20 protein-coding genes are annotated in these 23,199 nt (G+C 73.9%); 11 read left to right on the top strand and 9 right to left on the bottom strand.

From position 1 onward, the window contains the following. Nucleotides 1-19 precede the first annotated feature (19 nt). From K4G59_RS13470 to K4G59_RS13445, 6 genes are all read left to right on the top strand, one after another. The gene (locus K4G59_RS13470; protein ID WP_231251579.1) at nt 20-1,225 is read left to right on the top strand and encodes a thiolase family protein; all 1,206 of its coding nucleotides are present in this window, start codon (nt 20-22) and stop codon (nt 1,223-1,225) included. Next, complete coding sequence (locus tag K4G59_RS13465) at nt 1,222-2,865, top strand: ABC-F family ATP-binding cassette domain-containing protein (protein WP_231251578.1); 1,644 nt, start codon at nt 1,222-1,224, stop codon at nt 2,863-2,865. Before K4G59_RS13470 ends, K4G59_RS13465 begins: the two co-directional genes overlap by 4 nt. Nucleotides 2,866-3,073: 208 nt before the next feature. Further along, nucleotides 3,074-4,360: an MFS transporter gene (locus tag K4G59_RS20525; RefSeq protein ID WP_231251577.1), complete on the top strand. Its 1,287-nt coding sequence runs from the start codon at nt 3,074-3,076 to the stop codon at nt 4,358-4,360. Then, complete coding sequence (locus K4G59_RS13455) at nt 4,357-5,820, top strand: protein adenylyltransferase SelO (RefSeq protein WP_231251576.1); 1,464 nt, start codon at nt 4,357-4,359, stop codon at nt 5,818-5,820. The genes K4G59_RS20525 and K4G59_RS13455 overlap by 4 nt, the downstream gene beginning before the upstream one ends. Nucleotides 5,821-5,869: 49 nt before the next feature. After that, a complete protein-coding gene (locus K4G59_RS13450) occupies nt 5,870-7,435 on the top strand; it encodes a peptide chain release factor 3 (protein WP_231251575.1) in 1,566 nt (521 codons plus the stop codon). Between the two features lies 1 nt (nt 7,436). Next, on the top strand, nt 7,437-8,540 hold the full coding sequence (locus tag K4G59_RS13445) for a zinc-binding dehydrogenase (protein ID WP_231251574.1): 1,104 nt from the start codon (nt 7,437-7,439) through the stop codon (nt 8,538-8,540). A 12-nt stretch (nt 8,541-8,552) separates the two neighbouring features. Here K4G59_RS13445 and K4G59_RS13440 read toward each other — a convergent pair whose 3' ends face one another. Together K4G59_RS13440 and K4G59_RS13435 are read right to left on the bottom strand one after the other, a co-directional pair. After that, on the bottom strand, nt 8,553-9,488 hold the full coding sequence (locus K4G59_RS13440) for a universal stress protein (RefSeq protein ID WP_231251573.1): 936 nt from the start codon (nt 9,486-9,488) through the stop codon (nt 8,553-8,555). Nucleotides 9,489-9,600: 112 nt separating this feature from the next. Then, nucleotides 9,601-11,211 carry an amidohydrolase gene (locus K4G59_RS13435; RefSeq protein ID WP_231251572.1) on the bottom strand — a complete coding sequence of 537 codons (1,611 nt, stop codon included), beginning with the start codon at nt 11,209-11,211 and terminating at the stop codon, nt 9,601-9,603. A gap of 139 nt (nt 11,212-11,350) precedes the next feature. On the opposite strand from K4G59_RS13435, the gene K4G59_RS13430 reads away from it, so the two are divergent. Together K4G59_RS13430 and K4G59_RS13425 are read left to right on the top strand one after the other, a co-directional pair. Beyond that, nucleotides 11,351-12,355 (top strand): permease, encoded by a 1,005-nt coding sequence (locus K4G59_RS13430; protein ID WP_231251571.1) that lies wholly within the window; start codon nt 11,351-11,353, stop codon nt 12,353-12,355. Beyond that, nucleotides 12,343-13,035 carry a TIGR03943 family putative permease subunit gene (locus K4G59_RS13425; protein ID WP_231251570.1) on the top strand — a complete coding sequence of 231 codons (693 nt, stop codon included), beginning with the start codon at nt 12,343-12,345 and terminating at the stop codon, nt 13,033-13,035. The genes K4G59_RS13430 and K4G59_RS13425 overlap by 13 nt, the downstream gene beginning before the upstream one ends. A 21-nt stretch (nt 13,036-13,056) precedes the next feature. On the opposite strand, the gene K4G59_RS13420 is transcribed toward K4G59_RS13425, so the two are convergent. Next, nucleotides 13,057-13,539 (bottom strand): hypothetical protein, encoded by a 483-nt coding sequence (locus K4G59_RS13420; RefSeq protein WP_231251569.1) that lies wholly within the window; start codon nt 13,537-13,539, stop codon nt 13,057-13,059. A 114-nt stretch (nt 13,540-13,653) separates the two neighbouring features. On the opposite strand from K4G59_RS13420, the gene K4G59_RS13415 reads away from it, so the two are divergent. Beyond that, nucleotides 13,654-13,944: a hypothetical protein gene (locus K4G59_RS13415; protein ID WP_231251568.1), complete on the top strand. Its 291-nt coding sequence runs from the start codon at nt 13,654-13,656 to the stop codon at nt 13,942-13,944. Nucleotides 13,945-13,962: 18 nt separating this feature from the next. Here the strand turns inward: K4G59_RS13415 and K4G59_RS13410 are convergent, their stop codons facing one another. From K4G59_RS13410 to K4G59_RS13395, 4 genes are all read right to left on the bottom strand, one after another. Then, nucleotides 13,963-17,433 carry an ATP-binding protein gene (locus tag K4G59_RS13410; RefSeq protein ID WP_231251567.1) on the bottom strand — a complete coding sequence of 1,157 codons (3,471 nt, stop codon included), beginning with the start codon at nt 17,431-17,433 and terminating at the stop codon, nt 13,963-13,965. Then, nucleotides 17,430-18,173, bottom strand: a complete 744-nt coding sequence (locus K4G59_RS13405; protein ID WP_231251566.1) for a DUF4194 domain-containing protein — start codon at nt 18,171-18,173, stop codon at nt 17,430-17,432. Before K4G59_RS13405 ends, K4G59_RS13410 begins: the two co-directional genes overlap by 4 nt. After that, nucleotides 18,170-19,690: a DUF3375 domain-containing protein gene (locus K4G59_RS13400; RefSeq protein ID WP_231251565.1), complete on the bottom strand. Its 1,521-nt coding sequence runs from the start codon at nt 19,688-19,690 to the stop codon at nt 18,170-18,172. Before K4G59_RS13400 ends, K4G59_RS13405 begins: the two co-directional genes overlap by 4 nt. 201 nt (nt 19,691-19,891) lie before the next feature. Continuing rightward, a complete protein-coding gene (locus K4G59_RS13395) occupies nt 19,892-20,260 on the bottom strand; it encodes a DUF2256 and DUF3253 domain-containing protein (protein ID WP_231251564.1) in 369 nt (122 codons plus the stop codon). 142 nt (nt 20,261-20,402) lie between these two features. Between K4G59_RS13395 and K4G59_RS13390 the strand changes: the two genes are divergently transcribed. Then, complete coding sequence (locus K4G59_RS13390) at nt 20,403-21,380, top strand: zinc-binding dehydrogenase (RefSeq protein ID WP_231251563.1); 978 nt, start codon at nt 20,403-20,405, stop codon at nt 21,378-21,380. Between the two features lie 30 nt (nt 21,381-21,410). Here K4G59_RS13390 and K4G59_RS13385 read toward each other — a convergent pair whose 3' ends face one another. After that, complete coding sequence (locus K4G59_RS13385) at nt 21,411-22,265, bottom strand: universal stress protein (RefSeq protein WP_231251562.1); 855 nt, start codon at nt 22,263-22,265, stop codon at nt 21,411-21,413. Between the two features lie 88 nt (nt 22,266-22,353). On the opposite strand from K4G59_RS13385, the gene K4G59_RS13380 reads away from it, so the two are divergent. Then, nucleotides 22,354-22,848, top strand: a complete 495-nt coding sequence (locus tag K4G59_RS13380) for an SRPBCC family protein (protein WP_231251561.1) — start codon at nt 22,354-22,356, stop codon at nt 22,846-22,848. Between the two features lie 18 nt (nt 22,849-22,866). Here the strand turns inward: K4G59_RS13380 and K4G59_RS13375 are convergent, their stop codons facing one another. Beyond that, nucleotides 22,867-23,190, bottom strand: coding sequence for a putative quinol monooxygenase (locus tag K4G59_RS13375; RefSeq protein WP_231251560.1), 324 nt, complete (start codon nt 23,188-23,190; stop codon nt 22,867-22,869). Between the last annotated feature and the right edge of the window lie 9 nt (nt 23,191-23,199).

Here is a 23,199-nt window from a genome sequence, read left to right as displayed (position 1 = left end):
CTCGACAGGAAGCCGACCGATGCCCCGCTCCCCGCAGGCCCACCTCTACGCCACGGTCCGCACGCCCTTCGGCCGCTTCGGCGGCGCGCTGGCCAGGACCCGGCCCGACGACCTCGCGGCCGGCGTGCTGCGCGCCGCACTCGCCCGGACCGACCTGGACCCGGGCGAGGTCGACGAGGTGGTGCTGGGCAACGCCAACGGCGCGGGTGAGGACAACCGCAACGTCGCGCGGATGGCCTCCCTGCTGGCCGGACTGCCGGTCTCGGTGCCCGGCACCTCGGTCAACCGGCTGTGCGGATCCTCGCTCGACGCCGCGATGATCGCCTCGCGCGCCATCGAGACCGGGGACGCCGACATCGTGCTCACCGGCGGAGTGGAGTCGATGACCCGCGCCCCCTGGGTGCTGCCGAAGCCCGAGCGCGCCTTCCCCGCCGGCAACACCGAGCTCGTCTCCACCACGCTGGGCTGGCGGCTGGTCAACCCCCGCATGGCCCCCGAGTGGACCGTGTCGCTGGGCGAGTCCAACGAGCAGCTCCAGGAGATCCACGGCGTGTCCCGAGCGCGGCAGGACGCCTTCGCCGCACGCTCGCACCGGCTCGCCCACGACGCGTGGGAGTCGGGCTTCCACGACGACCTCGTCGTCCCGGTCGACGGCGTCGACCTCGCCCGCGACGAGGGCATCCGCCCCGGCGCCACCCCCGAGTCGCTCGGCGCACTCACGCCGTCCTTCCGCCCCGCCGGCACCATCACCGCCGGCAACGCCTCCCCGCTGAGCGACGGCGCGTCCGCGGTGCTCCTCGGCTCGGTCGCGGCCGCCGACCGCATCGGCCGCGAGCCGATCGCCCGCATCGCCGGCCGCGGCACCCACGCCGTCGAGCCGCACCGCTTCGGCTACGCGCCCGTCGAGGCGGCCGAGAAGGCCTTGGTCCGCGCCGGCATCGGCTGGGCGGACGTCGGTGTCGTCGAGCTCAACGAGGCCTTCGCGGTCCAGTCGCTGGTCTGCGTCGACGCCTGGCTGGCCCGCGGGCTCAGCGACCCCGAGGTCGTGAACACCCGCGGCGGCGCCATCGCGATCGGCCATCCGCTGGGCGCCTCCGGTGGCCGCATCCTCGGCTCCCTCGCCGCCGCCATGCGCACGGACGGCCACCGCTGGGGCGTCGCCGCGATCTGCATCGGCGTCGGCCAGGGCCTGGCTGTCGTGCTCGAGAACGAGCACGTGGCGTGAGCGCCACCCTCGTCGCGAAGGACCTGTCCGGCGGGCACGGCCACCGGGTGCTGTTCGAGGACCTCGACCTCACCGTCGCCCCCGGCGACGTGATCGGCGTCGTGGGCGCCAACGGCGCCGGGAAGTCGACGTTGCTGTCGTTGCTCGGCGGCGCGACCACGCCGATGGGCGGCTCCGTGTCGTGCGCGCCCCGCGACGCCTTCGTCGGCCTGCTCCCCCAGGAGCACGAGCGGGTGCCGGGCGAGACCGTCGCCCACTACGTCGCGCGCCGCACCGGTGCCGCCGAGGCGACCGCGGCGATGGAGACGGCAGCCGCCGCGCTCGGCTCCGGCGACGCCGGCGCGGACGACGCGTACGCCGTGGCTTTCGACCGCTGGATGGCGAGCGGCGCCGCCGACCTCGACGACCGCATCGCGCCGGTGCTCGACGACCTCGGGCTCGACGTCGGTCCGGACGCACTGATGACGTCGCTGTCCGGCGGCCAGGCCGCCCGCGTGGCGCTGGCGGCGCTGCTGCTGAGCCGCTTCGACGTCGTCCTGCTGGACGAGCCGACCAACGACCTCGACCTCGACGGGCTGGCCCGGCTGGAGGCCTTCGTCCAGGGCCTGCGCGGCGGGGTAGTCCTCGTCTCGCACGACCGCGAGTTCCTCGCTCGCTGCGTGACGCGCATCGTCGAGCTCGACCTGGCCCAGCACCAGGTGAGCGTCTACGACGGCGGCTACGACGCGTTCCTCGAGGAGCGTGCCGTCGCGCGGCGCCACGCGCGCGAGGCCTACGAGCAGTACGCCGACACCCGTGCCGACCTGGTCAAGCGGGCCCGCACCCAGCGCGAGTGGAGCTCGCATGGCGTGCGCAACGCGATGAAGAAGAGCCCCGACAACGACAAGATCCGTCGCAAGGCCGCGACCGAGTCGTCGGAGAAGCAGGCCCAGAAGGTCCGCCAGATGGAGTCGCGCATCGCGCGCCTCGACGAGGTGGAGGAGCCCCGCAAGGAATGGGTGCTCCAGTTCGACATCGCCGCAGCGCCGCGCTCGAGCACGGTGGTCGCCACCCTCAACGAAGCCAGCCTGCGCCTCGGTGACTTCGCGCTCGGCCCGGTCTCCGCGCAGGTCGAGGCCGGCGACCGGATCGGCATCACCGGCCCCAACGGCGCCGGCAAGACCACGTTGCTGCGCCTGCTGCTGGGCGAGGCCGACCCCGACACCGGCTCCGCCTCGCTGGGCGCGTCGGTGGCGATCGGCGTGATCGACCAGGCCCGCACCGGCCTGGACGAGGCGATGACCCTCGGCGAGGCCTTCGAGGCGGAGGTGCCCGAGCTGACGCAGGCGCAGGTGCGCACCCTGCTCGCGAAGTTCGGCCTGAGGGCCGACCAGGTCACCAGCCAGGTCGGCCGGCTCTCCCCCGGCGAGCGCACCCGGGCCGCGATGGCGCTCCTCCAGGCGCGCGGGGTGAACCTGCTCGTCCTCGACGAGCCGACCAACCACCTCGACCTGCCGGCCATCGAGCAGCTCGAGCAGGCCCTGGCGTCGTACGACGGCGCGCTGCTGCTCGTCTCCCACGACCGCCGCCTGCTCGAGAACGTGCGGCTCGACCAGCGGTGGGAGGTGGAGGCCGGACGGGTCGTGGTCCGTCACGTCTGACTCCTCCGGTGCACCGGGCTCAGCGACGAGACGACGTCATGGCGGGTGGTTGCCCGGGCGACCACCGGCCATGACGTCCGCCTGTGCCTGACCGGCGCTCCGATTCCGTGCGCGGCTCGTCCGTTCCCTAGAATCGTCCCAGCAGAGGGTTACACGCGTCTTGGAGGTGGGTTCGGCGCGTCGTTCCGACGCACCCTGAAGGACCCCCGTGACACCTCTCGCCTCCTACCGACGACTCCTCCACATCGCCGGACCGGCCTATGTGCTCGTCGCCTTCGTCGGCCGACTGCCGCTGGCCATGAGCCAGCTCGGCACCCTCCTCCTCGTCTCCACCGCGTCCGGCAGCTACGGACTCGGCGGCCTCAGCGCCGGTGCGCTCGCGGTCGCCAACGCCGTCGGCGCCCCGGTCGCCGGGACGCTCGCCGACCGCTTCGGGCAGCGACTCGTGGTCCTCGCCCAGTCCCTGCTCGGCGCCACCGGGCTGGTGCTGCTGGTGACGGCGGTGGGCAGCGACGCCGGCGACGGCACCGTCGTTCTGGCCGCCGCGGCCACCGGCCTGATGCTCCCGCAGGTCGGTCCGCTGGCCCGCGTGCGGTGGCGGCCGCTGACCCGCGCCACCGGCGGGCACCAGCGCCGCCTCGTCGATGCCGCGTTCTCCTACGAGGGAGCCGCGGACGAGGCGTCCTTCGCGATCGGTCCCGCCCTCGTCGGCCTCTCCGTCGCCGCCGTCTCTCCCTCCGGCGCCCTGCTCCTCGCCGCGGCGCTGCTCGCGGTCTTCGGCTCGGCCTTCGCGCTCGACCCGTCCGCCCGGCTCACCCACGCCCAGGAGCGCCCGACCGGCACCGGCCGACTCGTGACCCCGGCGTACGCCGTCCTCGTCGGCGCGCAGCTCTCCATCGGCATGCTCTTCGGCGCGACGCAGACCGGCGCGACCGTGCTCGCCACGGACGCCGGCACGCCGGGCGTCGCGGGCCTGGTGCACGCCACGCTCGGCGTCGGGAGCGCGGTCGCCGGGCTCGCGACGGCGTACGTCCCGGAGCGGATCGGGCACGAACGCCGCGCCCTGGTGGCCGCGTGGGCACTGCTCGTGCTGTCCCTGCCGCTGCTCGTGGTGGGCTCGCTGGCCACTGCCACGGTGACCGTCCTCTTCCTCGGCGTCGCCGTCGCGCCCTACATGATCGCGGTCTTCTCCCTCGCCGAGCGGGTCGTCCCGCCGGCCCGGGTGGGAGCGGCGATGACGATGCTCGCCAGCGCCACCGGCCTGGGCTACGCCCTCGGCTCCAGCCTCGCCGGCTGGTTTGCCGACGCCTCGGGCGCCACGGCTGCCTTCGGCGTGACCGTCGGCGCCACCGTGCTCGCGGTGGTCCTGATGACGAGCCAGCAGCGGCGGCTGCGGACCGCGACCGTGGCGGCCGAGGCGGACCTCGCGCAGGCGCCGTCGGAGGAGCCGGCGCTGCTGGGCGCCTCGGGCCCGGGCGTATCGTCGAGGAAGTGACCACGACAGAGTCGGCGACGCTCGCCCTCGACCACCGCTTCGCCGACGAGCTGCCCGAGCTGGCGCTCGCGTGGCAGGCCCGCGAGGTGGCCGAGCCGCAGCTGCTCGCCCTCGACGAGTCCCTGGCCGCAGAGCTGGGGCTCGACCCCGCCTGGCTCCGCGGGCCGGAGGGCCTCGGCCTGCTCACCGGCAACCGGTTGCCGGACGGCGCCGCGCCCGTGGCGCAGGGCTACGCCGGGCACCAGTTCGGTGGCTGGTCGCCACGCCTCGGCGACGGCCGCGCGCTGCTCCTCGGTGAGCTCACCGACACCTCCGGCCGGCTGCGCGACCTGCACCTCAAGGGTTCGGGCCGCACGCCCTTCTCCCGCGGCGGCGACGGGCTCGCCGCGGTCGGGCCCATGCTGCGCGAGCACGTGATGAGCGTGGCGATGCACGCCCTCGGGATCCCCACCACCCGGTCGCTCGGCGTCGTGGCCACGGGTGGCCAGGTCGAGCGCGAGGTCCTGCTGCCCGGTGCGGTGCTGGCCCGGGTCGCGAGCAGCCACCTGCGCGTCGGCAGCTTCCAGTACGCCGCCGCCTCCGGCGACGTCGACCTCCTGGGACGGCTCGCCGACCACGCCATCGCCCGCCACCACCCCGACGCCGCGGAGGCCGAGCGGCCCCACCTGGCCCTCTTCGAGGCCGTCATGGCCGCCCAGGCCGAGCTCGTGGCGCGGTGGATGCTGGTCGGGTTCGTGCACGGAGTGATGAACACCGACAACGTGACGATCTCCGGCGAGACCATCGACTACGGCCCCTGCGCCTTCGTCGACGCCTTCGACCCCGCGACGGTCTTCAGCTCGATCGACACCGCCGGCCGCTACGCCTTCGGGCAGCAGCCGGTCGTGGCGGAGTGGAACCTCGCCCGCTTCGCCGAGTCCCTCCTGCCGCTCCTGGCCGACGACCAGGACGAGGCGGTGGCGATCGCGACCGCCTCCCTGGGCCGCTTCCGGTCGCTCTACTCCGCCGCCTGGACGCGAGGCATGCGCGACAAGCTCGGCCTCGCGGCCGCCGTCCCCGACGAGACCGTCGCGAGCCTGGCCGACGACCTGCTCGACCTCGTGCGGACCGACCACGTCGACCACACCCTGCTCTTCCGCCGCCTCGGCGCCGCCGCACGTGGCGACGCCGAGCCCGCCCGCAGCCTGTTCCTCGACCTGGCCGGTGTCGACGCCTGGGTGGAGCGCTGGCGCACGCTCGGTCCGGACGCCACCGTCATGGACCGGACCAACCCCGTCCACGTCCCCCGCAACCACCTGGTCGAGGAGGCCCTCGTCGCTGCGACGGGCGGCGACCTCGGGCCGTTCGAGCAGCTGGTCGAGGTCGTCTCGGCACCGTACGACGAGCGTCCCGGGATGGAGCGCTATGCCGAGCCGGCACCCGAGTCGTTCGGCGCCTACCGCACCTTCTGCGGGACCTGAGCGGGGCCGGGGAAGCGGCGCTCGGCGCTCGCGGCGGTAGATTCTGCCGGTGCCTGACACCCGCCCCCGCCGTACGTTCGCCGTCATCAGCCACCCCGACGCCGGCAAGTCGACCCTCACCGAGGCGCTCGCCCTGCACGCGCGGGTGATCACCGAGGCGGGTGCCGTCCACGGTAAGGGCGACCGCCGCGCGACGGTGTCGGACTGGATGGCGATGGAGAAGGCCCGTGGCATCTCGATCACGTCCGCGGCGCTGCAGTTCGTCTACCGCGACCACGTCATCAACCTCGTCGACACCCCGGGCCACAGCGACTTCTCCGAGGACACCTACCGGGTGCTCTCCGCGGTCGACTCCGCGGTGATGCTGGTGGACGCCGGAAAGGGTCTCGAGCCGCAGACGCTCAAGCTCTTCAAGGTCTGCGCGCTGCGCGGGATCCCGGTCATGACGGTCATCAACAAGTGGGACCGTCCCGGCCTCTCGGCGCTGGAGCTGATGGACCTCATCCAGCAGAAGATCGGCCTGCGACCCACTCCCCTGACCTGGCCCGTCGGCGAGGCCGGCGACTTCCGCGGCGTCCTGGACCGGCGCACGGGCGAGTTCGTGAAGTACACCCGCACCGCGGGCGGCGCGACGCGTGCGCCCGAGCGGCGGTTGGGCCCGACCGAGGTCGAGGAGGCCGACGCCGACCTGTGGGCCGCCGCGGTCGAGGAGCACGAGCTGCTCGAGCTCGACGAGGCGGACCACGACCAGGACCGCTTCCTCGCCGGCGAGACCACTCCGGTGATGTTCGCCTCCGCCCTGCAGAACTTCGGGGTCGCGCAGCTGCTCGACCTGCTGCTGGACATCGCGCCCGACCCCAGCCCGACCGAGGGCGTGGACGGCTCGGTGCGCAAGGTCGAGGACGACTTCAGCGCCTTCGTCTTCAAGGTGCAGTCGGGCATGAACAACGCCCACCGCGACCGACTCGCCTACGCCCGCGTGGTGTCGGGTGAGTTCGAGCGCGGCATGGTCGTCACCCACGCCTCGACCGGTCGGCCCTTCGCGACGAAGTTCGCCCAGTCGGTCTTCGGGCGCGACACCCAGGCGGTCGAGACCGCGGAGCCGGGCGACATCATCGGCTTCGTCAACGCTCAGGCCCTGCGCGTCGGTGACACCGTCTACGTCGGCGACCCGATCGAGTACCCACCGGTCCCGAGCTTCGCCCCCGAGCACTTCGTGACCGCCAGCGCGGGCGACATCGGTCGCTACAAGCAGTTCCGCCGCGGCATCGAGCAGCTCGACCAGGAGGGCGTGGTGCAGGTGCTGCGCTCGGACCTGCGCGGCGACCAGAACCCGGTCCTGGCGGCGGTCGGTCCGATGCAGTTCGAGGTCGTCGAGGACCGGATGGCCAACGAGTTCAACTCCCCGATCCGCTTCTCCCGGCTCGACTACCAGGTCGCCCGGCGCACGGACGCCGCCGGCGCCGCAGCGCTCGCGGGCATGCGCGGCGTGGAGGTGCTCCAGCGCAGTGACGGCACCCACCTCGCGCTCTTCGTCGACCAGTGGCGCGCGATGGTCACCGCGCGCGACAACCCCGACCTGGTGCTCGAGGCCCTTCCCGCGGGCGGGAGCTGACGTGCAGATCACCGGAGCAGTGCTCGAGGAGCTGGGACGTCCCGGCCCGTGGTCGCGGACGCGGCCGCTCACGGTCGGCACGCTCGAGCTGGACCCGCCCGGGCCGGGTGAGGTCCTCGTGGAGATCGCCGCGGCCGGGGTGTGCCACTCCGACCTGTCGGTCGTCGACGGCAACCGGGCACGACCGGTCCCGATGCTGCTGGGCCACGAGGCCAGCGGGCGCGTCACGATGCTCGGCGCCGGGGTCGGCGACCTGGCCGTCGGCCAGCAGGTGGTGATGACGTTCGTGCCGCGCTGCGGCGAGTGCGCCGGGTGCGCCACCGGCGGGCGGATGCCGTGCGGCCCCGGATCGGCCAGCAACGCGGCGGGCGAGCTGCTCGGCGGCGGTCGCCGCCTCAGCCGCGACGGCGTACCGGTCCACCACCACCTCGGCGTCTCGGCCTTCGCCACCCACGCGGTGGTCGACGCCCGGTCGGTCGTCGCCGTCGGCGACGACGTGCCGTCCGACGTGGCCGCCGTGCTGGGCTGCGCGGTCCTCACCGGCGGCGGCGCGCTGGTCAACGCCGCTCCCCCGGAGCCGGGCCAGAGCGTGATGGTCGTCGGGCTCGGCGGCGTGGGGATGGCCGCGCTGCTCACCGCGGTGGCCCTCGGTGCCGGCGACGTGGTTGCCGTCGACGGCGTCGCGGCCAAGCGCGAGCGGGCCCTCGAGCTCGGGGCGACCTCTGCGCTCGACCCGGCGGAGCTGGCGTCGGCCGGCACCCGCTGCGACGTGGTCGTGGAGGCTGCCGGCAGTGCGCGCGCCTTCGAGGCCGCCCTCGCCGCGACCGCCCCCGGCGGCCGCACGGTCACCGTCGGCCTGCCCCCACCCGACGCGCTGGCGAGCATCTCGCCCCTCCAGCTCGTCGCGGAGGCGCGCACGGTCATGGGCAGCTATCTCGGCTCCGCCGTGCCGTCGCGCGACATCCCGGTCTTCGCCCAGTGGTGGCGCGAGGGGCGCCTCCCCGTCGAGGCGCTGGTCTCCTCGCGCATCGGGCTCGACGACATCAACCTCGCGATGGACGAGCTGGCGGCCGGGACTGCCCTGAGGCAGGTCGTCGAGCTCTGAACCGCGCCGGTCTCAGGCCTGCGGCGAGATCTCGTCGGCGACGAGATCCCAGTCCTGCGGGGCGTCACGGTGCGAGCGCACGGGCACGACCATCACGGGGCTCCTCGCCTCGCGCACGACCGTGCGCGCCAGCGAGCCCAGGTGCGCCGGCTCGAAGGCGCGCGGTCCGTGCCGGCCGACGACCACTAGCGAGGCCACCTGCGAGTCGTCGACGAGCACGTCGGTCGGCCACTGGTGCCGCACCTCGACGGTGACCTTCACCGCCGGGTGCCGCGCGCGCAGGCCGTCCACGACAGCGGTGAGGACACGTTCCTGCTCCTCGCGCCACTCGGCGGCGACGCGGTCGGTGATGATGTCGTCGTAGACCGCGTCGAGGCGCCACGCGTGGACGACCCTGAGGGGCGCGCCCGTCGCCTCGGCCTGCGTGAGCGCGGTCTCGAGCACGGCGAGCGGCACACCTGCCTCGTGGACGCCGACGACCACCTCCCCAGGCGCGTCGGTCACGGGCTGCCAGTCCGCAGGCACGGAGACGACGGGGCAGCCGGCGTGCGCTGCCACGGCGTACGCCGTCGAGCCGGCGAAGAGCCTGCGCAGGCCGTGCGGAAGGTGGTGCTGCACCACCACCGCCCGGGCGTCGCGGCCGAGGTCGACCAGGACGTGCGCGGGGGTGCCTGCGACGGCGAGGGTGCGGACGGGGACCGTCCCGTCCGTGAGCTCGGCCAGCTCGTCACCGACCTGCTTGATCACCCAGTGCGCCGTGTCGGCGGCGTCGGCGAAGGTCAGCAGCGCGCGCGGGGGCGGGCCGGTGAGCGCGGTGCGGAAGGCGTGCACGGCCACCACCTCTGATCCGTCGCGGCGGGCGCACTCGACGGCCCAGCGCAGGGCTGCGGTCTCGCGACCGGGTCCGCTGACGCCGACGACGACGGCGTCCTTCGTGGTGGTGTCCATGGTGGTCCTCCTCCGGCAGCGCTCCTGCCCCTACCTCCAGCGTCGTCCTCGACGCAGGGGGAGGACAGGGCCACAGGTCCCGGTGCGAGGCGCGGACGACCCGTGGGGAGGCTCAGGCCTCGTGCACGCACTCCCCGTCGACCCAGGTCGATCGCACCCGCGCCCGACCGATCTCGTGGGGCTCCAGGAAGGGGTCGGAGTCCAGCACGACGAGGTCCGCCACCGCGCCGGGCCGGACCGTTCCCGCGTCGTCGCGGTGGTTCACCCACGCCGAGCCGCTCGTGTAGGCGGCGAACGCCACCTCGATGGGGATCGCCTGCTCCGGCAGGAACGGCTCGGTGCCCGCGGGCGCCGGCTCGCCGTACGCCGTGCGGTGCACCGCCGTGTGGATCGCCGCGAGCGGGTCGGGCGTGCTCACCGGCCAGTCGCTCCCGGCCACCAGCCGGGCGCCGGCGGCGTGCAGGTCGCCGAACGGGTACTGCCGTCCGGCACGCTCGGACCCCAGGAACGGGATCGTGAGCCCGGTCATCTGCTCGTCGAAGCAGGCCCACAGCGCCTGGATGTTGGCCGCGACGCCCAGGGCTGCGAAGCGGCGTACGTCGTCGGGGTGGACGAGCTGGAGGTGCGCGATGTGGTGGCGCCGGTCGGGGTGCGTGCCCTCGAAGGCGTCGAGCGCCTCGCGCACGCCCCGGTCGCCGAGGCCGTGGACGTGCACCTGGAAGCCGTGGTGGTCGAGCTCGCCGACGTAGGAGCGCAGGACCACCGGGTCGACGAAGGAGATCCCCGCGTTGTCGGTGACGTGCCCGCAGCGGTCGAGGTAGGGCTCGACGAGCGCCGCAGTGCCGTTCTCCGCGACCCCGTCCTGCATCACCTTGACCGAGGTGGCCGCGAACCGGCCGCCCGAGTAATCCTCGCGCTTCGCGAGGAGGTCGGTCACCTGCTCCCGCCCCCGCGCCCGGTCCCACCACAGGGCACCCACCACAGTGCCCGTGAGCTCCCCGTTCGCGGCCGCGCGCGCGTAGGTCGGGCCGACGTCGCGCATGCCGGAGTAGGCGCCGACGATGGCGTCCTGCCAGGCGGTGATCCCGAAGGAGTGGAGGTGGCGCTGGCCCTCGAGGAGCGCGGCGTGGAGCTGGGCGTCGTCGACGGGCGGCAGCACGTGGTCGAGGAGCGCCATGGCTCCCTCGTGCAGCACGCCGGTCGGACTCCCCTCGGCATCGCGCTCGATGCGACCGTCCGCAGGGTCGGGCGTGCGGGCCGTGATGCCGGCGACCTCCAGCGCGCGGGTGCTGACCCACATCCCGTGGTGGTCGCGGTTGGCCAGCGCGACGGGACGATCGCCGACCACCTCGTCGAGCTGCTGCGCGGTCGGCAGGCCGCCGGGGAACGCCGCCATCGCCCAGCCCCCGCCCAGGACCCAGCCGTCGCCGGGTCGCGAGCGGGTGTGCTGGGCGACGTGGCGCACGTACGCCGTCGCGTCGGCCGGTAGCCCGCTCAGGTCGCAGCCGAGACGCTCCAGCCCTCCCTGCACCGGGTGCACGTGGGCGTCGGTGAAGCCGGGCAGCAGGAGCCCGCCGTCGACGTCGACGACCCGCGCGCCGGCGGGCACCGAGTCCGCACCCACGGCCGCGACGCGACCGTCGCGCACCACGACGTCACCGACCCGTCCGAGGTGCGCGACACCGTCGAACACGGCAGCGTTGCGGAAGACCGTGACGGCCACGTCGCCTCCTCGGGTCCGTCGGGGGGATGCCCAGTGTGGCGCACCGGCGACGCGCGTGGCGCCCTGCGGACGGGGGCGCCAGCGCGTTAACGAGATCGATTATCATCGCGCCCGTTGTCCTCGAGAGATCGGTCGTGAGATGAGCAGCTCGACGAGCCAGGAGACCCACGCGCCCCCGGACGCGAGGCCGTCCGGGCGCCCCTCGCTCCAGGTGTTCCTCGTCTTCGGTGTCCTGGCCGTCCTCGTGGCGTCGCAGCAGTGGCTGGTCCCGCGTCTCGACGACCCGGCACTGGCGACGTGGAGCACGATCTTCGTCGCGATCGTGGTGCAGTCCGTCCCGTTCCTCGTGGGCGGGGTGCTGCTGGCCGGCGCCATCGCGACCCTGCTGTCCGAGCGGGCACTGCGCCGGCTGGTGCCCGACAACGCCGCCCTCGGCGTCCCGGTCGCCGGCCTCGCCGGGGTCGCGCTCCCCGGGTGCGAGTGCGCGTCGGTGCCGGTCGCGAGCAGCCTCATGCGTCGCGGCGTGGCCCCGTCGGTCGCCCTCACCTTCCTGCTGGCCGCGCCGGCGGTGAACCCCGTCGTCCTCGTCTCGACCGCCGTCGCCTTCCCGGGACGCCCTGAGATCGTGCTGGCCCGCTTCCTGGCCTCGCTCGTCACCGCGGTCGCGGTGGGCTGGCTGTGGCTGCGCTTCGCCGGACGCGTGCCGATCCTGCACCGCCGCGGCACCCACGACCACGACGCCGGCACCGCCCGGGCGTTCCTGTCCAGCGTGCGCCACGACTTCATCCACGCCGCCGGCTTCCTCGTGCTCGGCGCGATGATCGCGGCGGCCGTCAACACCTTCGTGCCGCGGGAAGTGATCGACAGCCTGGCCGGCAACGCCCTGCTCGCCGTGCTCACGCTCGCGACCTTCGCCTTCGTCGTGGCGCTGTGCTCCGAGGCCGACGCCTTCGTCGCGGCCAGCCTCACCGCCTTCTCCGACACCGCCAAGCTCGTCTTCATGGTCGTCGGTCCCGCCATGGACGTGAAGCTCGCCTCCATGGAGTCCGGGCAGTTCGGCGGAGCCTTCGCGCTGCGCTTCGTGCCCCTGGTGCTGGCGGTGGCGGTCCTGTCGGCCTGCGGGATGGGATGGTGGCTGCTGTGACCCGCGCGACCCAGACCCTGCTGCTCGCGATCACGGGCGCGGTCCTGATCCGGATGGCCTCGGGCGACGCCTACCTGCGCTACGTCAACTCGTGGATGCGATGGCCGCTGATCGCCTGCGGCGCGCTGCTCGTCCTGCTCGCGCTGGTCGACGTGTGGCGCCAGGACGACGGCGAGGAGCACGACAGCCACGTCCCGCGCGCTGCGTGGCTGCTGTTCGTTCCGTCCCTCGTGTTCTTCCTCATCGCGCCTCCTGCTCTCGGCGCCCACTTCGCCGAGCGCGCCCAGACCGCACCCGTGGCCCTCGAGCCCGCCGACGAGGTCTTCCTGCCCGAACTGCCGGACACCGACCCGGTGCCCGTGCTGCTCGACGACCTGATCATCCGTGCGGCGTACGACGGCGGCGCCACCCTGGCCGACCGCAGGCTGACCTTCTCCGGCTTCGTCAGCAGGGGCGGGTCGGACCGATGGTTCGTCACGCGCTTCGGCATCAACTGCTGCGCCGCCGACGCCACGGTCATGCGGGTCGCGGCGACCGGGGTCGAGCCGCCCGCCGACGATCAGTGGGTGAGGGTGGTGGCCCGCCACGTCCCGGGGTCCGGCGACGGGGGCACCTCGGAGCCCGAGGTCGTCGTCGAGGAGCTCGAGCTCATCGAGCCTCCGAGGAATCAGTACCGCTGATCCGCCGGCGCCCGGCGCGGGTCACGGCGGGCAGAACTCCGCCAGGTAGGACGAGAACGCCGCGTCGGCACCGTCGAGCGGCTCGTCGGGCGCGCCCACGGCAGCCGGGGCGAGGTCGTCGTCGACGCTCTCGTAGACACCGCTGATCACGGTGTAGTAGCCGCTGCGCGCCGCGATGGACATCGACTCCGGCACACCGATCCCGACCAGGGCGTCGGCCGACTCCCGCAGCTGGTCGGGGTCGGCGCTCTCGCCCTGGCTGACGTGCAGCGCCTGGCTCTCGGCCAGGCGCCGGAAGCCGCCGCAGAAGTCCTCGTCGCTCGCCTGCGCCGGCGCGGCCGGAGGCTGCGCGGAGGAGCCGGGCGGGTCGGCGGCCGGGGTCGGCGGAGGGCTGTCGGTGGGTCGCGCCACGAAGACGACCAACCCCGCCACGGCCAGCAGTCCGGCGACCCCGAGGGCGCGCGAGACCCGACGGTCCGGCGTACGCCGTGACACCTCCGGCATCGTCCTCCACCCTTCGCCTCGTGAGCTGAGGCGCACATGCTCCCATCCCGGCGGGACGGCCCCGAGCACGCCCCAGCACGAGCGCGACAGGGAGGCTCGACCTAGGCTGGGGACATGGGCGAGGAGCAGCTGCGTCAGGCGGTCGACGCGGCGATGCTGCCGCTCGTGGCCTCGCTGGCGCCCGCCGGCGTGCTGGAGGCGCACTGGCTGCCGGACCGCGGCGGCTCGCCCGTCGTCTGGGTCCGCGTCGCCACCGAGGCCGGTCGCGTCGCGGTCGAGTCCTACCCCTGGGTGCTGCCGCAGGTGCAGGTGATCCTCGCCCGGCTCGGGCTGTCGCCGGAGAAGGTGTTGGCCCTCCGGATGGAGGTCACCTCGGTCGAGGTGGAGGACCGGCTCTTCGAGTGAGCCGGTGCCGCCCCGGTGCTAGGAGCCCCGCGCGTCGGTGATCGAGGTGATCCACGACTGGTGCGTGACGCTGTTCTTGGTGATCGCGAGCAGCTCGTCCATGTGCGGCTCGAGGCCGGTGACCTTGTCGAGCGGCACCCCGATCACCAGCTGGAAGCCCAGCCCCTTCCAGGCGCGCACGGCACGACCGGCGAACTCGGAGTCGGCCTTCACGAAGCCCTCGTCGAGGAAGACCGGCGCGAAGCGCGGGCGCGAGCGCATCTCGTCGCCGAGGCGGAAGCGCAGCGCCGAGCCGACGATGAAGGCCACCAGCTCCTGGCTCTCGCCGCCGCTCTTCTCCCCCAGCGTGCGGTAGGTCGCTCGCAGCTCCCCGGTCAGGGAGTCGTAGCGCTCGGCGCTCACCTCGACGTGGCGGCGTACGTCGAGCAGGCGGTCGCGCTCGCTCGCGGTGCCGTCCCCGCCCTGGGCCGGGCGGCGCAGCTGCTCCATGAAACGGCTGAGCTCTGCGAAGCGCTCCTCGAGGCCGGCCTCGTCGGTGTCGGGCGCCGACCGGGCGGTGAGCGCGCGCAGGTCGCGCAGGAAGACCTGCACGTGTGCCGGGGCGAGGCGTCGCAGCCGGATCCGGAGCCGGTCGCCCGCGCCTCCGAACTCCAGGCGGCGCAGGATCGCGTTGATCGGCTCGAGGCGGTCCTCGATGTCCTCGACCGACGCGGCCATCGCGCCCAGCAGGGGCACGAGGTCCTGGCCGCTCCACTCGGTCAGGCGGCGGCGCCACTCCGAGCGGCGTCCGGCGAGCCCGGTTCCGCGGATCTCCTCGAGGATGCGGGCGTAGTCGCCGTAGGACTCCGCCGTCGCGCCGAGGTTGGGCGACTCCCACTGGAGCTTGTAGGCCCGGAAGATCGCGGCGAGCTCGTCGTCGGCGCGGCGCAGCTCCGCCTCGGCATCACCGACCGCCTCGCGCAGGCGCTCGGCCAGGCGCTGGGAGGTCTCGGCGAAGCGGTCGAGGTCGTCGGGGTCGCCCGGTGCCGCGGCAGCGCGGAAGTCCGCGGCGAGCGCGTCGCGCTGCTCGGCGTCGAGCGCGAGGGGCGCAGCCGTCTCGAGGCGGTCGTTGACCAGGTCCTCGTCGTCGACCAGTCGTCCGTGCTGCTCGTTGAGCTCGCGCTGACGCTCCTCGAGGCCGAAGCGGACCCGGCGCGTCGACTCCAGCTGCTCGGCGAGCCGCTCCATCTGCTGCTCCAGCACCTGGAGCTCGTCGTCCGCGCCGAGGAGCTCGGTACGCCGGGCCCCGAGGTCGGCCAGGCGCCGCTCGCTCGCCTCGACGTCGAGGTCGTCGAAGCGCGCGACCGCCACGGCGTCGTACGCCGAGCGCTGGTGCTCCAGCACCGCGGCCCGGCGGTCGAGCTCGGCGACCTCGGCGTCGATGGCGTCGAGGTCGGCGCCGATCGATGCGAGCTCGGCGTCGAGCTCCTCGATCGCGTCGGCGTTGGAGAAGCCGATGATGCTGCGCCCCTCGGTGCGACCGTGCGTGCCGCGGCGACCGCTGCGGGTCTGGCCCGCGAGGGTGACGCGGAGGCCGCCGCCGTCGAGGTCGGAGGCGTCCTCGACGCACAGCGCGTTGCGGGACGGCTCGGCGACGTGCGCCTGCAGCCAGCCCGAGAACGGCGAGTCCTTGAAGAGCAGCTTGCCGGCGATCCGCTCGGGGTCGGCCGGCCCCAGGTCGGGCAGGTCGAGCGGGACGCCCTCGAAGACGAGGCGTCCGCGCAGGTGGAGCCCGTCGATGGCGCGGGAGAAGTGCGAGAGACGGTCCACCGGCACCAGCAGGGTGCGGGCGCTGGCACCGAGGACGGTCTCGACCGCGGTGCGCCAGCGGGCCTCCTCGGGGGCGAGGTCGAGCAGCTCGGCGACGTAGGGCAGCTCGTCCTCGGAGAGCCCTGCGGCGCGCGCGACCTCGGCGCGCAGCTCGTGCATGCGGGAGCCGACACGACCCTGCTGGCTCTCCAGCGACCCGCGCTCGCGGCGGAGCTCGGCCTGGCGGTGGCTGAGCGGGTAGCGCCGGTCGCGGGCGCCGTCCCGCTCGCGCTTGAGCCGCTCCTGCTCGCGTTCCCAACCGGCGAGCCACTGCCGGGCGTGCAGCTGCAGCACGGCGAAGGCCTCGGCCGACATCAGCGCCGAGTCGATGTCGGGGGCGCTGGCGTCGGCGACGTCGATGAGCGGCAGCAGCCGGTCGGAGAGGACCGCACGTCGGCTCGCCCGGTCGTCGCGGACCACCTTCTCCTGCTCGACGGAGAGGGCCAGCGACTGCAGGGTCGACCCGCCCGCGGCGCGGTGGGCCTCCTGCGCGGCCTCGGCGTCCGCCACGAGCGCCCGCTCGGCAGCGGTGGTCGCGGTGAGCGCGTCGCTGGTCGCGACACGGTCGGCGCGGTTGGTCGTCACCGCGTGGGAGATCAGGCGCAGGTGCTCCTGGAGCAGCCAGGTGCGCAGCGGGGTGTCGCCGGAGCGGGTGACGCCGAAGGAGTCCAGCTCGGCGAGCCGTCGCGCGGCCCGGACCTTGCGCTCGTGGATGCCTGCGATCGGCTCGAGGAGCTCGAGCTTGTGCTGCTCGGTGCGCATCGCGGCATGCGCGGCGTCGAGGTCGTCGAAGTGCTCGATGGCGCGGTCGGCGGCCGCGTAGGTCGCCGGGCGCTCGAGCACCATCTCCTTGTAGAGCTCGTCGACGCTGCGGACCTGGTTGCCCGACTGGATGCGGGCCAGCAGCCGCAGCGCCTTCGCGCCGTCGCCGTTGGCGCCGATGCCGAGGCGGGCGTGCAGCACGGCGGCGAACTCGGCGTACGTGCGGTGCACCCGCACGCCGGGGAAGAGCTTCTTGAGGGTGTTGGCGTGGAAGCGCTCGGCGACCGCGACCTCGAGGGTGTCGAGCGGGAGCGGGCCGTCGTGGGTGACCAGCTGCATCTGGACCTCGCCGGAGCGGGTCGCGCGGCGCGGGACGTAGTAGGTGCGCAGCACGGTGAACTGCCCGCCCCGGTCGTTGACGAACGTCATCGCGACCGCGCCCCAGGTGTCGCCACCGCGGCCACGCAGCAGCTTCTCCACCGGACGACCGGTGCGCGGGTCGTCGACGACGTCGACGGCGCCGCGCAGGTAGGACAGCAGGTTGCGCTGGCCGATGCTGCGTGCGCGGCCCGCGACGGCGTCGTTGGAGGCACCGTTGAACTTGGTGTCCGAGGGCATCATCAGCGCGGTGTAGGCGTCGAGGATGGTGCTCTTGCCGACGCCCGAGGCGCCGGAGATCATCGTGGCGTCGCCGCGCAGCGGCACGGTCGTGAGCCCGCCGAAGCCGCCCCAGTTGACCAGCTGCAGCAGCGCCGCGCGCCACTGCATGGTGTCGTCGGCCGGCGTGGCGACGCTGTGCTCGGCGAAGAGCCCGTCGGGGTCGGCGCCGTCAGGGTCGGAGTCAGCGGTGGCGTCGGGGCGCACCTCGTCGATGCTCATGCCTGCTCCTGTCCCTGCTGGTCCGCGGCCGGCTCGAAGAGGTCGCCCTCCGGCTCGCCCGGCGTCTCGCCGCCGTTGGCGCGACGCAGCGCCTCGAGGAGCTCCTGGAGCAGCTCGAGCGGCAGCAGCGGCTCGACGGCCTCGCTGATCTCGAAGCGGTCGTCGCCGGGAGCGCCGATGAGCAGGCCGGCCTTCACGATGCTCGTCACCGCGTTGCGGGCGCGCTTCTCGTCGCCCGCCTCGTCGGTGGCGTGGGCCGGGCGGAAGCTCTCGATGTAGTCGACGACGTCGTCGCGGTCGACGTACACCCGTGCGTCTCCGCCGGCGAGGCCGGCACGGAGGCGGTCGCGCAGGTGCACGAGCACCAGCGTCTCCTCGCGCGACCACGCCACGTCGTGGAGCAGGGTCGGGAAGCGGCCACCGGTCTCGGAGGTGGCCTGCCGCTTCCACGCGACCTCGCGGGACCGGTCGACGAGGAGGTCGAGGAACAGGTCGTTGAGGCGTCCGCGGATGACTCGCTCGTGCTCGACCAGCACGCGCCAGTCGCGCGGGTGGGTGCGGGCGCTGATGAAGCGCTGCTTGAGCAGCGTGACGAGCGCGTGCCGCTGGCCGTGCTCGAGCCCGCCCTCGTCGCCCTCCCACAGGGAGACCGAGGCGAGGTCGGGGTCGGTGTCCCCGGAATCGAGGTCGGGCTCGAGGTCGCTGTCGGGTTCGAGGTCGAGGTCGGTGTCCACGCTCATGCGCGGGCCTCCTGCTGGTGGGTGTCGAGGTCGGGGTCCGGCAGCGGCACGCGCGGCACCGCGAACGTACGACGGGTGCCGTCGTGGCGGACCGCGACGTAGGTCTCGGCCGGGGCGTCGGTGCTGCCGGAGCTGCCGCGACCGGGCTCGCGCGCCAGGTCGGCGGCGAGGTGGAGCAGCCCGAAGATCTCGACCGGGCGCTGGAGCGAGGGCTCGAGCCGGTCGAAGAGCTCGCCGAGCGAGCGCACCGGCGCGAGGTCCGACCGTGCCGTGACCAGCCGGTCGCGCAGCGCGTCCAGCTGCGGGCCGCCGTGCGCGATCAGGTCGTCCAGCGACACCGGCGGCGCGTCGGCGGGGTCGGCGGTCCGGATCGGGTCGGGCAGCACGTCGTCGGCCGGGTCGTGGAAGCGCTCGCGCAGGTGGTCCACGGACGCACGCGCGGGGAGCAGCGGCACGGCGTGCACGGCGCGGGGCCCGGTGGTCGCCATCCAGGTCATCAGCTCCGACTCGACCTGGCGCAGCGTCTGCTCGAGCTCACGGTCGCGCACGGCGTCGTGGGAGACGATGTACTCCTTCAACGTCGCGGTGACCCGCGACCGCTGCGACAGCACCCGGTCCAGGCCCTCGCGGACCAGGCTCACCGTGCCACGCAGCTCGGCCCGGTCGGCGTCGCTGAGGAGCCGGTCGGAGAGCGGGTGCTCGAGCAGCGCGGTGAGGTCCTCACGCAGCTGGGTCACCATCGCGTCGTCGCGCAGCAGCGCGAACGCGCCCTCGAAGGCGCGGCCCTCGTGGGTGGCGGTCATCAGCGCGTCGGCGCGAGCGAGGTAGGCGTCGATGACCTCGCCGGCCGGGCGGTCCTCGGCCCGGAAGGCGGCCAGGATCTCGCCCCGGATGGCCCCGAACCGCTCCTCGACGCGGGCGAAGTCGCTGGGGAGGGCGGAGATGAGCGAGAGGAGCTCGGTGAAGCCCTCGTGCATGTAGTCCTCGGTGGCCCCGAGCATCTCGTCGCCGTCGACGAGCCGGTCGCGCTCGGCGCGCAGCCGCGCGATCTCCTCGTTGAGGATCGTCACCCGGGTCGTGCGGTCGGGGTTGGCCTCGGAGTTGAAGCGACGCACGGTGCCCAGGATCGTGGTGATGCGGTGCTCGCTGAGGGTGGCGCGGTCGCGGCTGAGGTTCTTGACCAGCTCGAGGGCCTGCTGCGCGTGCGAGGTGAGGGTGTAGACCTCGTGGCCCTGCTCGTCGAGCGAGCGCACCAGCCACTGCCCGCGCATCCACCGCTGGCAGATCTCGCGGCCGCTGCCGCTGGGCAGGTCGGTCTCGCCGGACTCGCGAATGCCCGCGAGGTGCTCCTCGACCTGGGTGTGCAGCCGCGCCGTGGGGATGGGCCGGTTGTTGCGACCGAAGGCGGCCCGGAAGATCGTGATGACCACGGGCGCCTGGCGCTGGTGCAGCAGGGTCAGCGTCGGCTGGGCGAAGGCGCCCTTGACCCGCGCGAGCTCGACCGCGATCTCGCTCACCTGCCTACCTCCACCTGCGCTCGTACGGACCTGCCTGCGACGCGACAGCATCCCAGAGCCGCCGGACACCGGCGGGCAGCGGGGGCCGCCTGCGTCGTACGCCGAGGGGTTCACGCTCGAAGCTGGAGCCTTGCCCCCGAAGTTTCGGGGTGGAGGCTCCGGGTTCCCCGGGTACCCGGGGAACGCGACGACAGCAGCCCCTCAGCGGCGCCGGATCCGGATCGGGCCCTTCGCGGTCGAGGGGTCCACGACGTGCCCGGCCTGGGTGATCTCCACCTCGCCGCGCTCGACGAGCCGACGCGCGGCCCGCCGCGCCGGCTCCATGAGGTCGCGCCAGGTGTCCTCGTCGCCCACCAGCCGGGCGGCGTCGGAGGGGCAGATCGTGGCCGTGCGCGCGCGCTGGGCCAGCAGGTCGGTGATCGCGGTCTCGAGCCGCCGGTCGACCTCGCTCACCCCGCGCTTGCGGCACGACGCCGAGCAGTAGCGCACCTGGTCCCAGTCCCGCTCCCACTTCTTGCGCCACTCGATGGTGCGCCCGCACGACTGGCAGGTCTTCGGCTCGGGGGTCATGCGTCCAGTGTGCCGACCGGCATCGAGAGGGCGGTCGAGTCGTGTGACCTGGCCCTCACCGCACCGGTCCCCGGCATAGTCGCGGGTCCACCTCGGTTGCTTTGAGGAGACAGATCCACGAGAAGCAACGAAAGGCACCACCATGCGCGCACTCGTCCAGCCCCGTTTCGGAGATCCGTCCGAGGTCCTTTCAGTCACCGAGGTCCCCGACCCCCAGCCCGGTCCCGGCCAGGTGCTCGTGCGCGTGCTCCTCTCCCCCATCCACAACCACGACCTGTGGACCGTGCGCGGCAGCTACGGCTTCAAGCCCGAGATGCCGGCGCGCGCCGGCACCGAGGCCGTCGGCGTCGTCGAGGCGCTCGGGGAGGGCGTCGAGGGACTCGAGGTCGGTCAGCGCGTCGCCACCGGCGGCAGCTTCGGTGCGTGGGCCGAGCTCATCGTGGCGCCGGCCGCGGGCGTGGTCCCGGTGCCCGAGGGCGTCTCGGACGAGGCCGCGTCGCAGCTGGTGTCGATGCCGTTCAGCGCGATCGCGCTGCTCGACTTCCTCGAGCTCTCCGAGGGCGACTGGTTCGTCCAGAACGCCGCCAACGGCGCGGTCGGTCGCCTGCTCGCCCAGCTCGCAGAGGCCCGCGGCGTGCACGTGCTCGGCCTCGTCCGCCGCGCCGACGGCGTCGAGGAGCTGCGCGAGCAGGGCATCGGCCGCGTCGTGGCGACCGACGACGACGGCTGGCGCGACCGGGTCCGCGAGATCGTCGGCGACGCGCCCCTCGTGGCGGGCGTCGACTCGGTCGGCGGGGCCGCGGCGGGCGACGTCGTGTCCCTCCTGGCCGACGACGGGGTGCTGGTCGTCTTCGGCGCGATGGCCTCTCCGACGCTGGAGATCGGCTCGGGTGACGTGATCTTCAAGCAGGCCGTGATCAAGGGCTTCTGGGGCAGCAAGGTCTTCGGCGCGATGTCGGCGGACAAGCGGGCCGCCCTCATGGGCGAGCTGGTGCGCGGCATCGCCGCCGGGACGCTGACCCTCCCGGTGGAGAAGGTCTACGCGCTGGAGGACATCGCCGACGCCGCCCGCGCGAACGGTGCGCCCGGTCGCCGCGGCAAGGTCCTGCTTCGGCCGTGAGCCGGCTCCCGGTCGTGGGACGCGGCACGATCAGCGGACGACCACGACCGGGCACTGCGCCCGGTGCAGGACGGCCTGGCTGACCGATCCGAGCAGCAGGCCGCGGAAGTAGCCCTGGCCGCGCGAGCCCACCACGACGAGAGAGGCATGGGCCGAGGCGTCCACCAGGCACTTCTCCGGGGCCACCGAGATCGCCTCGTGCTCGATGCGTACGTCCGGGTGCTCGCTGCGCATGCCGGCCAGGCTCTCGGCCAGCAGCAGCTCGTGCTCCTGGATCTCGATCATCCGCGGCTCGGAGCTCCAGACGTCGGCGGAGGCGACGTGGTCGCGCCAGCCGTGGATGGCCACGACGGTCTCCCCGGTCTCCTCGGCACGGCGTACGGCGAAGTCGAGCGCCGCCATGCTCGTCACCGAGCCGTCGATGCCGACGACGATCCGCCGCGAGGTGGCGTCGCGTGGCTCGCGCACCACGACGACCGGGCAGGTCGCGTGGCGTGCGAGGTGCTGGCTCACCGAGCCCATCAGGGCCTCGCCGGCGGCGCTGTGCCCGCGGCTGCCCACCACGAGCACGGACGCGTGGTCCGCGGCGTGGAGCATCTCGTCGACCACGTTGCCCGAGCGGGTCTGGGTCGTGACGTCGGTGACGCCGAGGTCGGCGAGCTCCTTCTCGGCCTCGCCGAGCAGCTCGGAGCAGTCGCGGACGTAGGTCTCGGTCACCACGATCGTGCCGCCGACACCGCCCCACGTGGGCGCGAGGAGCTCGTTGACCGCGAGCACGCGGACCGGGGCGCCGGTGCGCAGCGATTCCTCCGCCACCCACCTCAGCGCGAGCTTGGCGTCGTGCGAACCGTCGTAGGCCACCACCAGGGGCGTTGTCGTCCTCATGGCTCCAGCGTCGTCGCGACGGCGTGCGGTCGGCAGGGTCCTAGGTCCCTTGGCTCGCGGGACCGGGGTCCCTCCGTAGGGTGGCGCCATGGCGCGCCCCCTGACAGTCAGCGACAGCACGGTCGTCCCCGCGAGCGCTGCGGAGATCTACGCCCGGGTGGCGGACCCGTCGCAGATGCCGCGGTGGAGCCCGGAGAACATCGCCGGCGAGGTGCCCGCACCCGGCACGCCCCTCACCGTCGGCGACACCTTTGTCGGGACCAACAGGCGCGGCCCGGCGCACTGGTCGACCCGCTGCGTCGTGACGGCGGCGGACCCCGGTCGCGAGTTCGCGTTCAAGGTCCGCGGGATCGGCCTGCGGACCCCGCGCGTGCGGAGCCGGATCGCCACCTGGACCTACACCTTCGAGCCCGTCGCCGAGGGCACGCGGGTCACCGAGACCTGGACCGACGACCGGCGGTGGCCGGACGCGGTGGCGGCCGCGTTCGACAAGGTCGCGACGCGCGGCCGCCACTTCCACCAGTTCCAGCGGCGCAACATCGCCACGACGCTGGAGCGGCTGCGGGCCGAATTCGAGGCCTGAGCCCCGGTCGATCTCGGTTCAGTCCACCTTCATCTCGCCGAGCTCGGACCAGTCGTCCTGGTCCACGCTCTGGCTGACGATCCGCGGCGTCGCGGCGAGGTACGGCGGGAGCTCGGCCTGCGCTGCCTTGAAGTGCGCGGAGCTGACGTGCGCCCCACCCGCGTCGCCGTCGCGGAACGCCTCGACCAGGACGTACTCGTTCGGGTCGTCCAGGCTGCGCGACCACTCGAACCAGAGGCAGCCCTCCTCGGCGCGCGTGGCCTCGGTGAAGGCCCGCGAGATCTCGGGCCACGCCTCGGCGTGCTCGGGACGGACGGCGAACTTGGCGGTGATGAAGATCAAGAGGTCTCC

It is taken from the genome of Nocardioides furvisabuli (genome assembly GCF_021083185.1).
GTDB classification, from domain to species: Bacteria; Actinomycetota; Actinomycetes; order Propionibacteriales; family Nocardioidaceae; genus Nocardioides; species Nocardioides furvisabuli.
Note: the sequence above shows the minus strand (reverse complement) of the source record. Positions and strands in the feature narration are given on the sequence as shown.

What these genes read in the sequence shown, in the direction of transcription:
- K4G59_RS13470 (WP_231251579.1), top strand. Translation starts at nt 20, where the DNA reads ATGCCCCGCTCCCCGCAGGCCCACCTCTACGCCACGGTCCGCACGCCC.
- K4G59_RS13440 (WP_231251573.1), bottom strand. Translation starts at nt 9,488, where the DNA reads ATGGACACCACCACGAAGGACGCCGTCGTCGTCGGCGTCAGCGGACCC.
- K4G59_RS13430 (WP_231251571.1), top strand. Translation starts at nt 11,351, where the DNA reads ATGAGCAGCTCGACGAGCCAGGAGACCCACGCGCCCCCGGACGCGAGG.
- K4G59_RS13420 (WP_231251569.1), bottom strand. Translation starts at nt 13,539, where the DNA reads ATGCCGGAGGTGTCACGGCGTACGCCGGACCGTCGGGTCTCGCGCGCC.
- K4G59_RS13415 (WP_231251568.1), top strand. Translation starts at nt 13,654, where the DNA reads ATGGGCGAGGAGCAGCTGCGTCAGGCGGTCGACGCGGCGATGCTGCCG.
- K4G59_RS13410 (WP_231251567.1), bottom strand. Translation starts at nt 17,433, where the DNA reads ATGAGCATCGACGAGGTGCGCCCCGACGCCACCGCTGACTCCGACCCT.
- K4G59_RS13405 (WP_231251566.1), bottom strand. Translation starts at nt 18,173, where the DNA reads ATGAGCGTGGACACCGACCTCGACCTCGAACCCGACAGCGACCTCGAG.
- K4G59_RS13395 (WP_231251564.1), bottom strand. Translation starts at nt 20,260, where the DNA reads ATGACCCCCGAGCCGAAGACCTGCCAGTCGTGCGGGCGCACCATCGAG.
- K4G59_RS13390 (WP_231251563.1), top strand. Translation starts at nt 20,403, where the DNA reads ATGCGCGCACTCGTCCAGCCCCGTTTCGGAGATCCGTCCGAGGTCCTT.
- K4G59_RS13385 (WP_231251562.1), bottom strand. Translation starts at nt 22,265, where the DNA reads ATGAGGACGACAACGCCCCTGGTGGTGGCCTACGACGGTTCGCACGAC.
- K4G59_RS13380 (WP_231251561.1), top strand. Translation starts at nt 22,354, where the DNA reads ATGGCGCGCCCCCTGACAGTCAGCGACAGCACGGTCGTCCCCGCGAGC.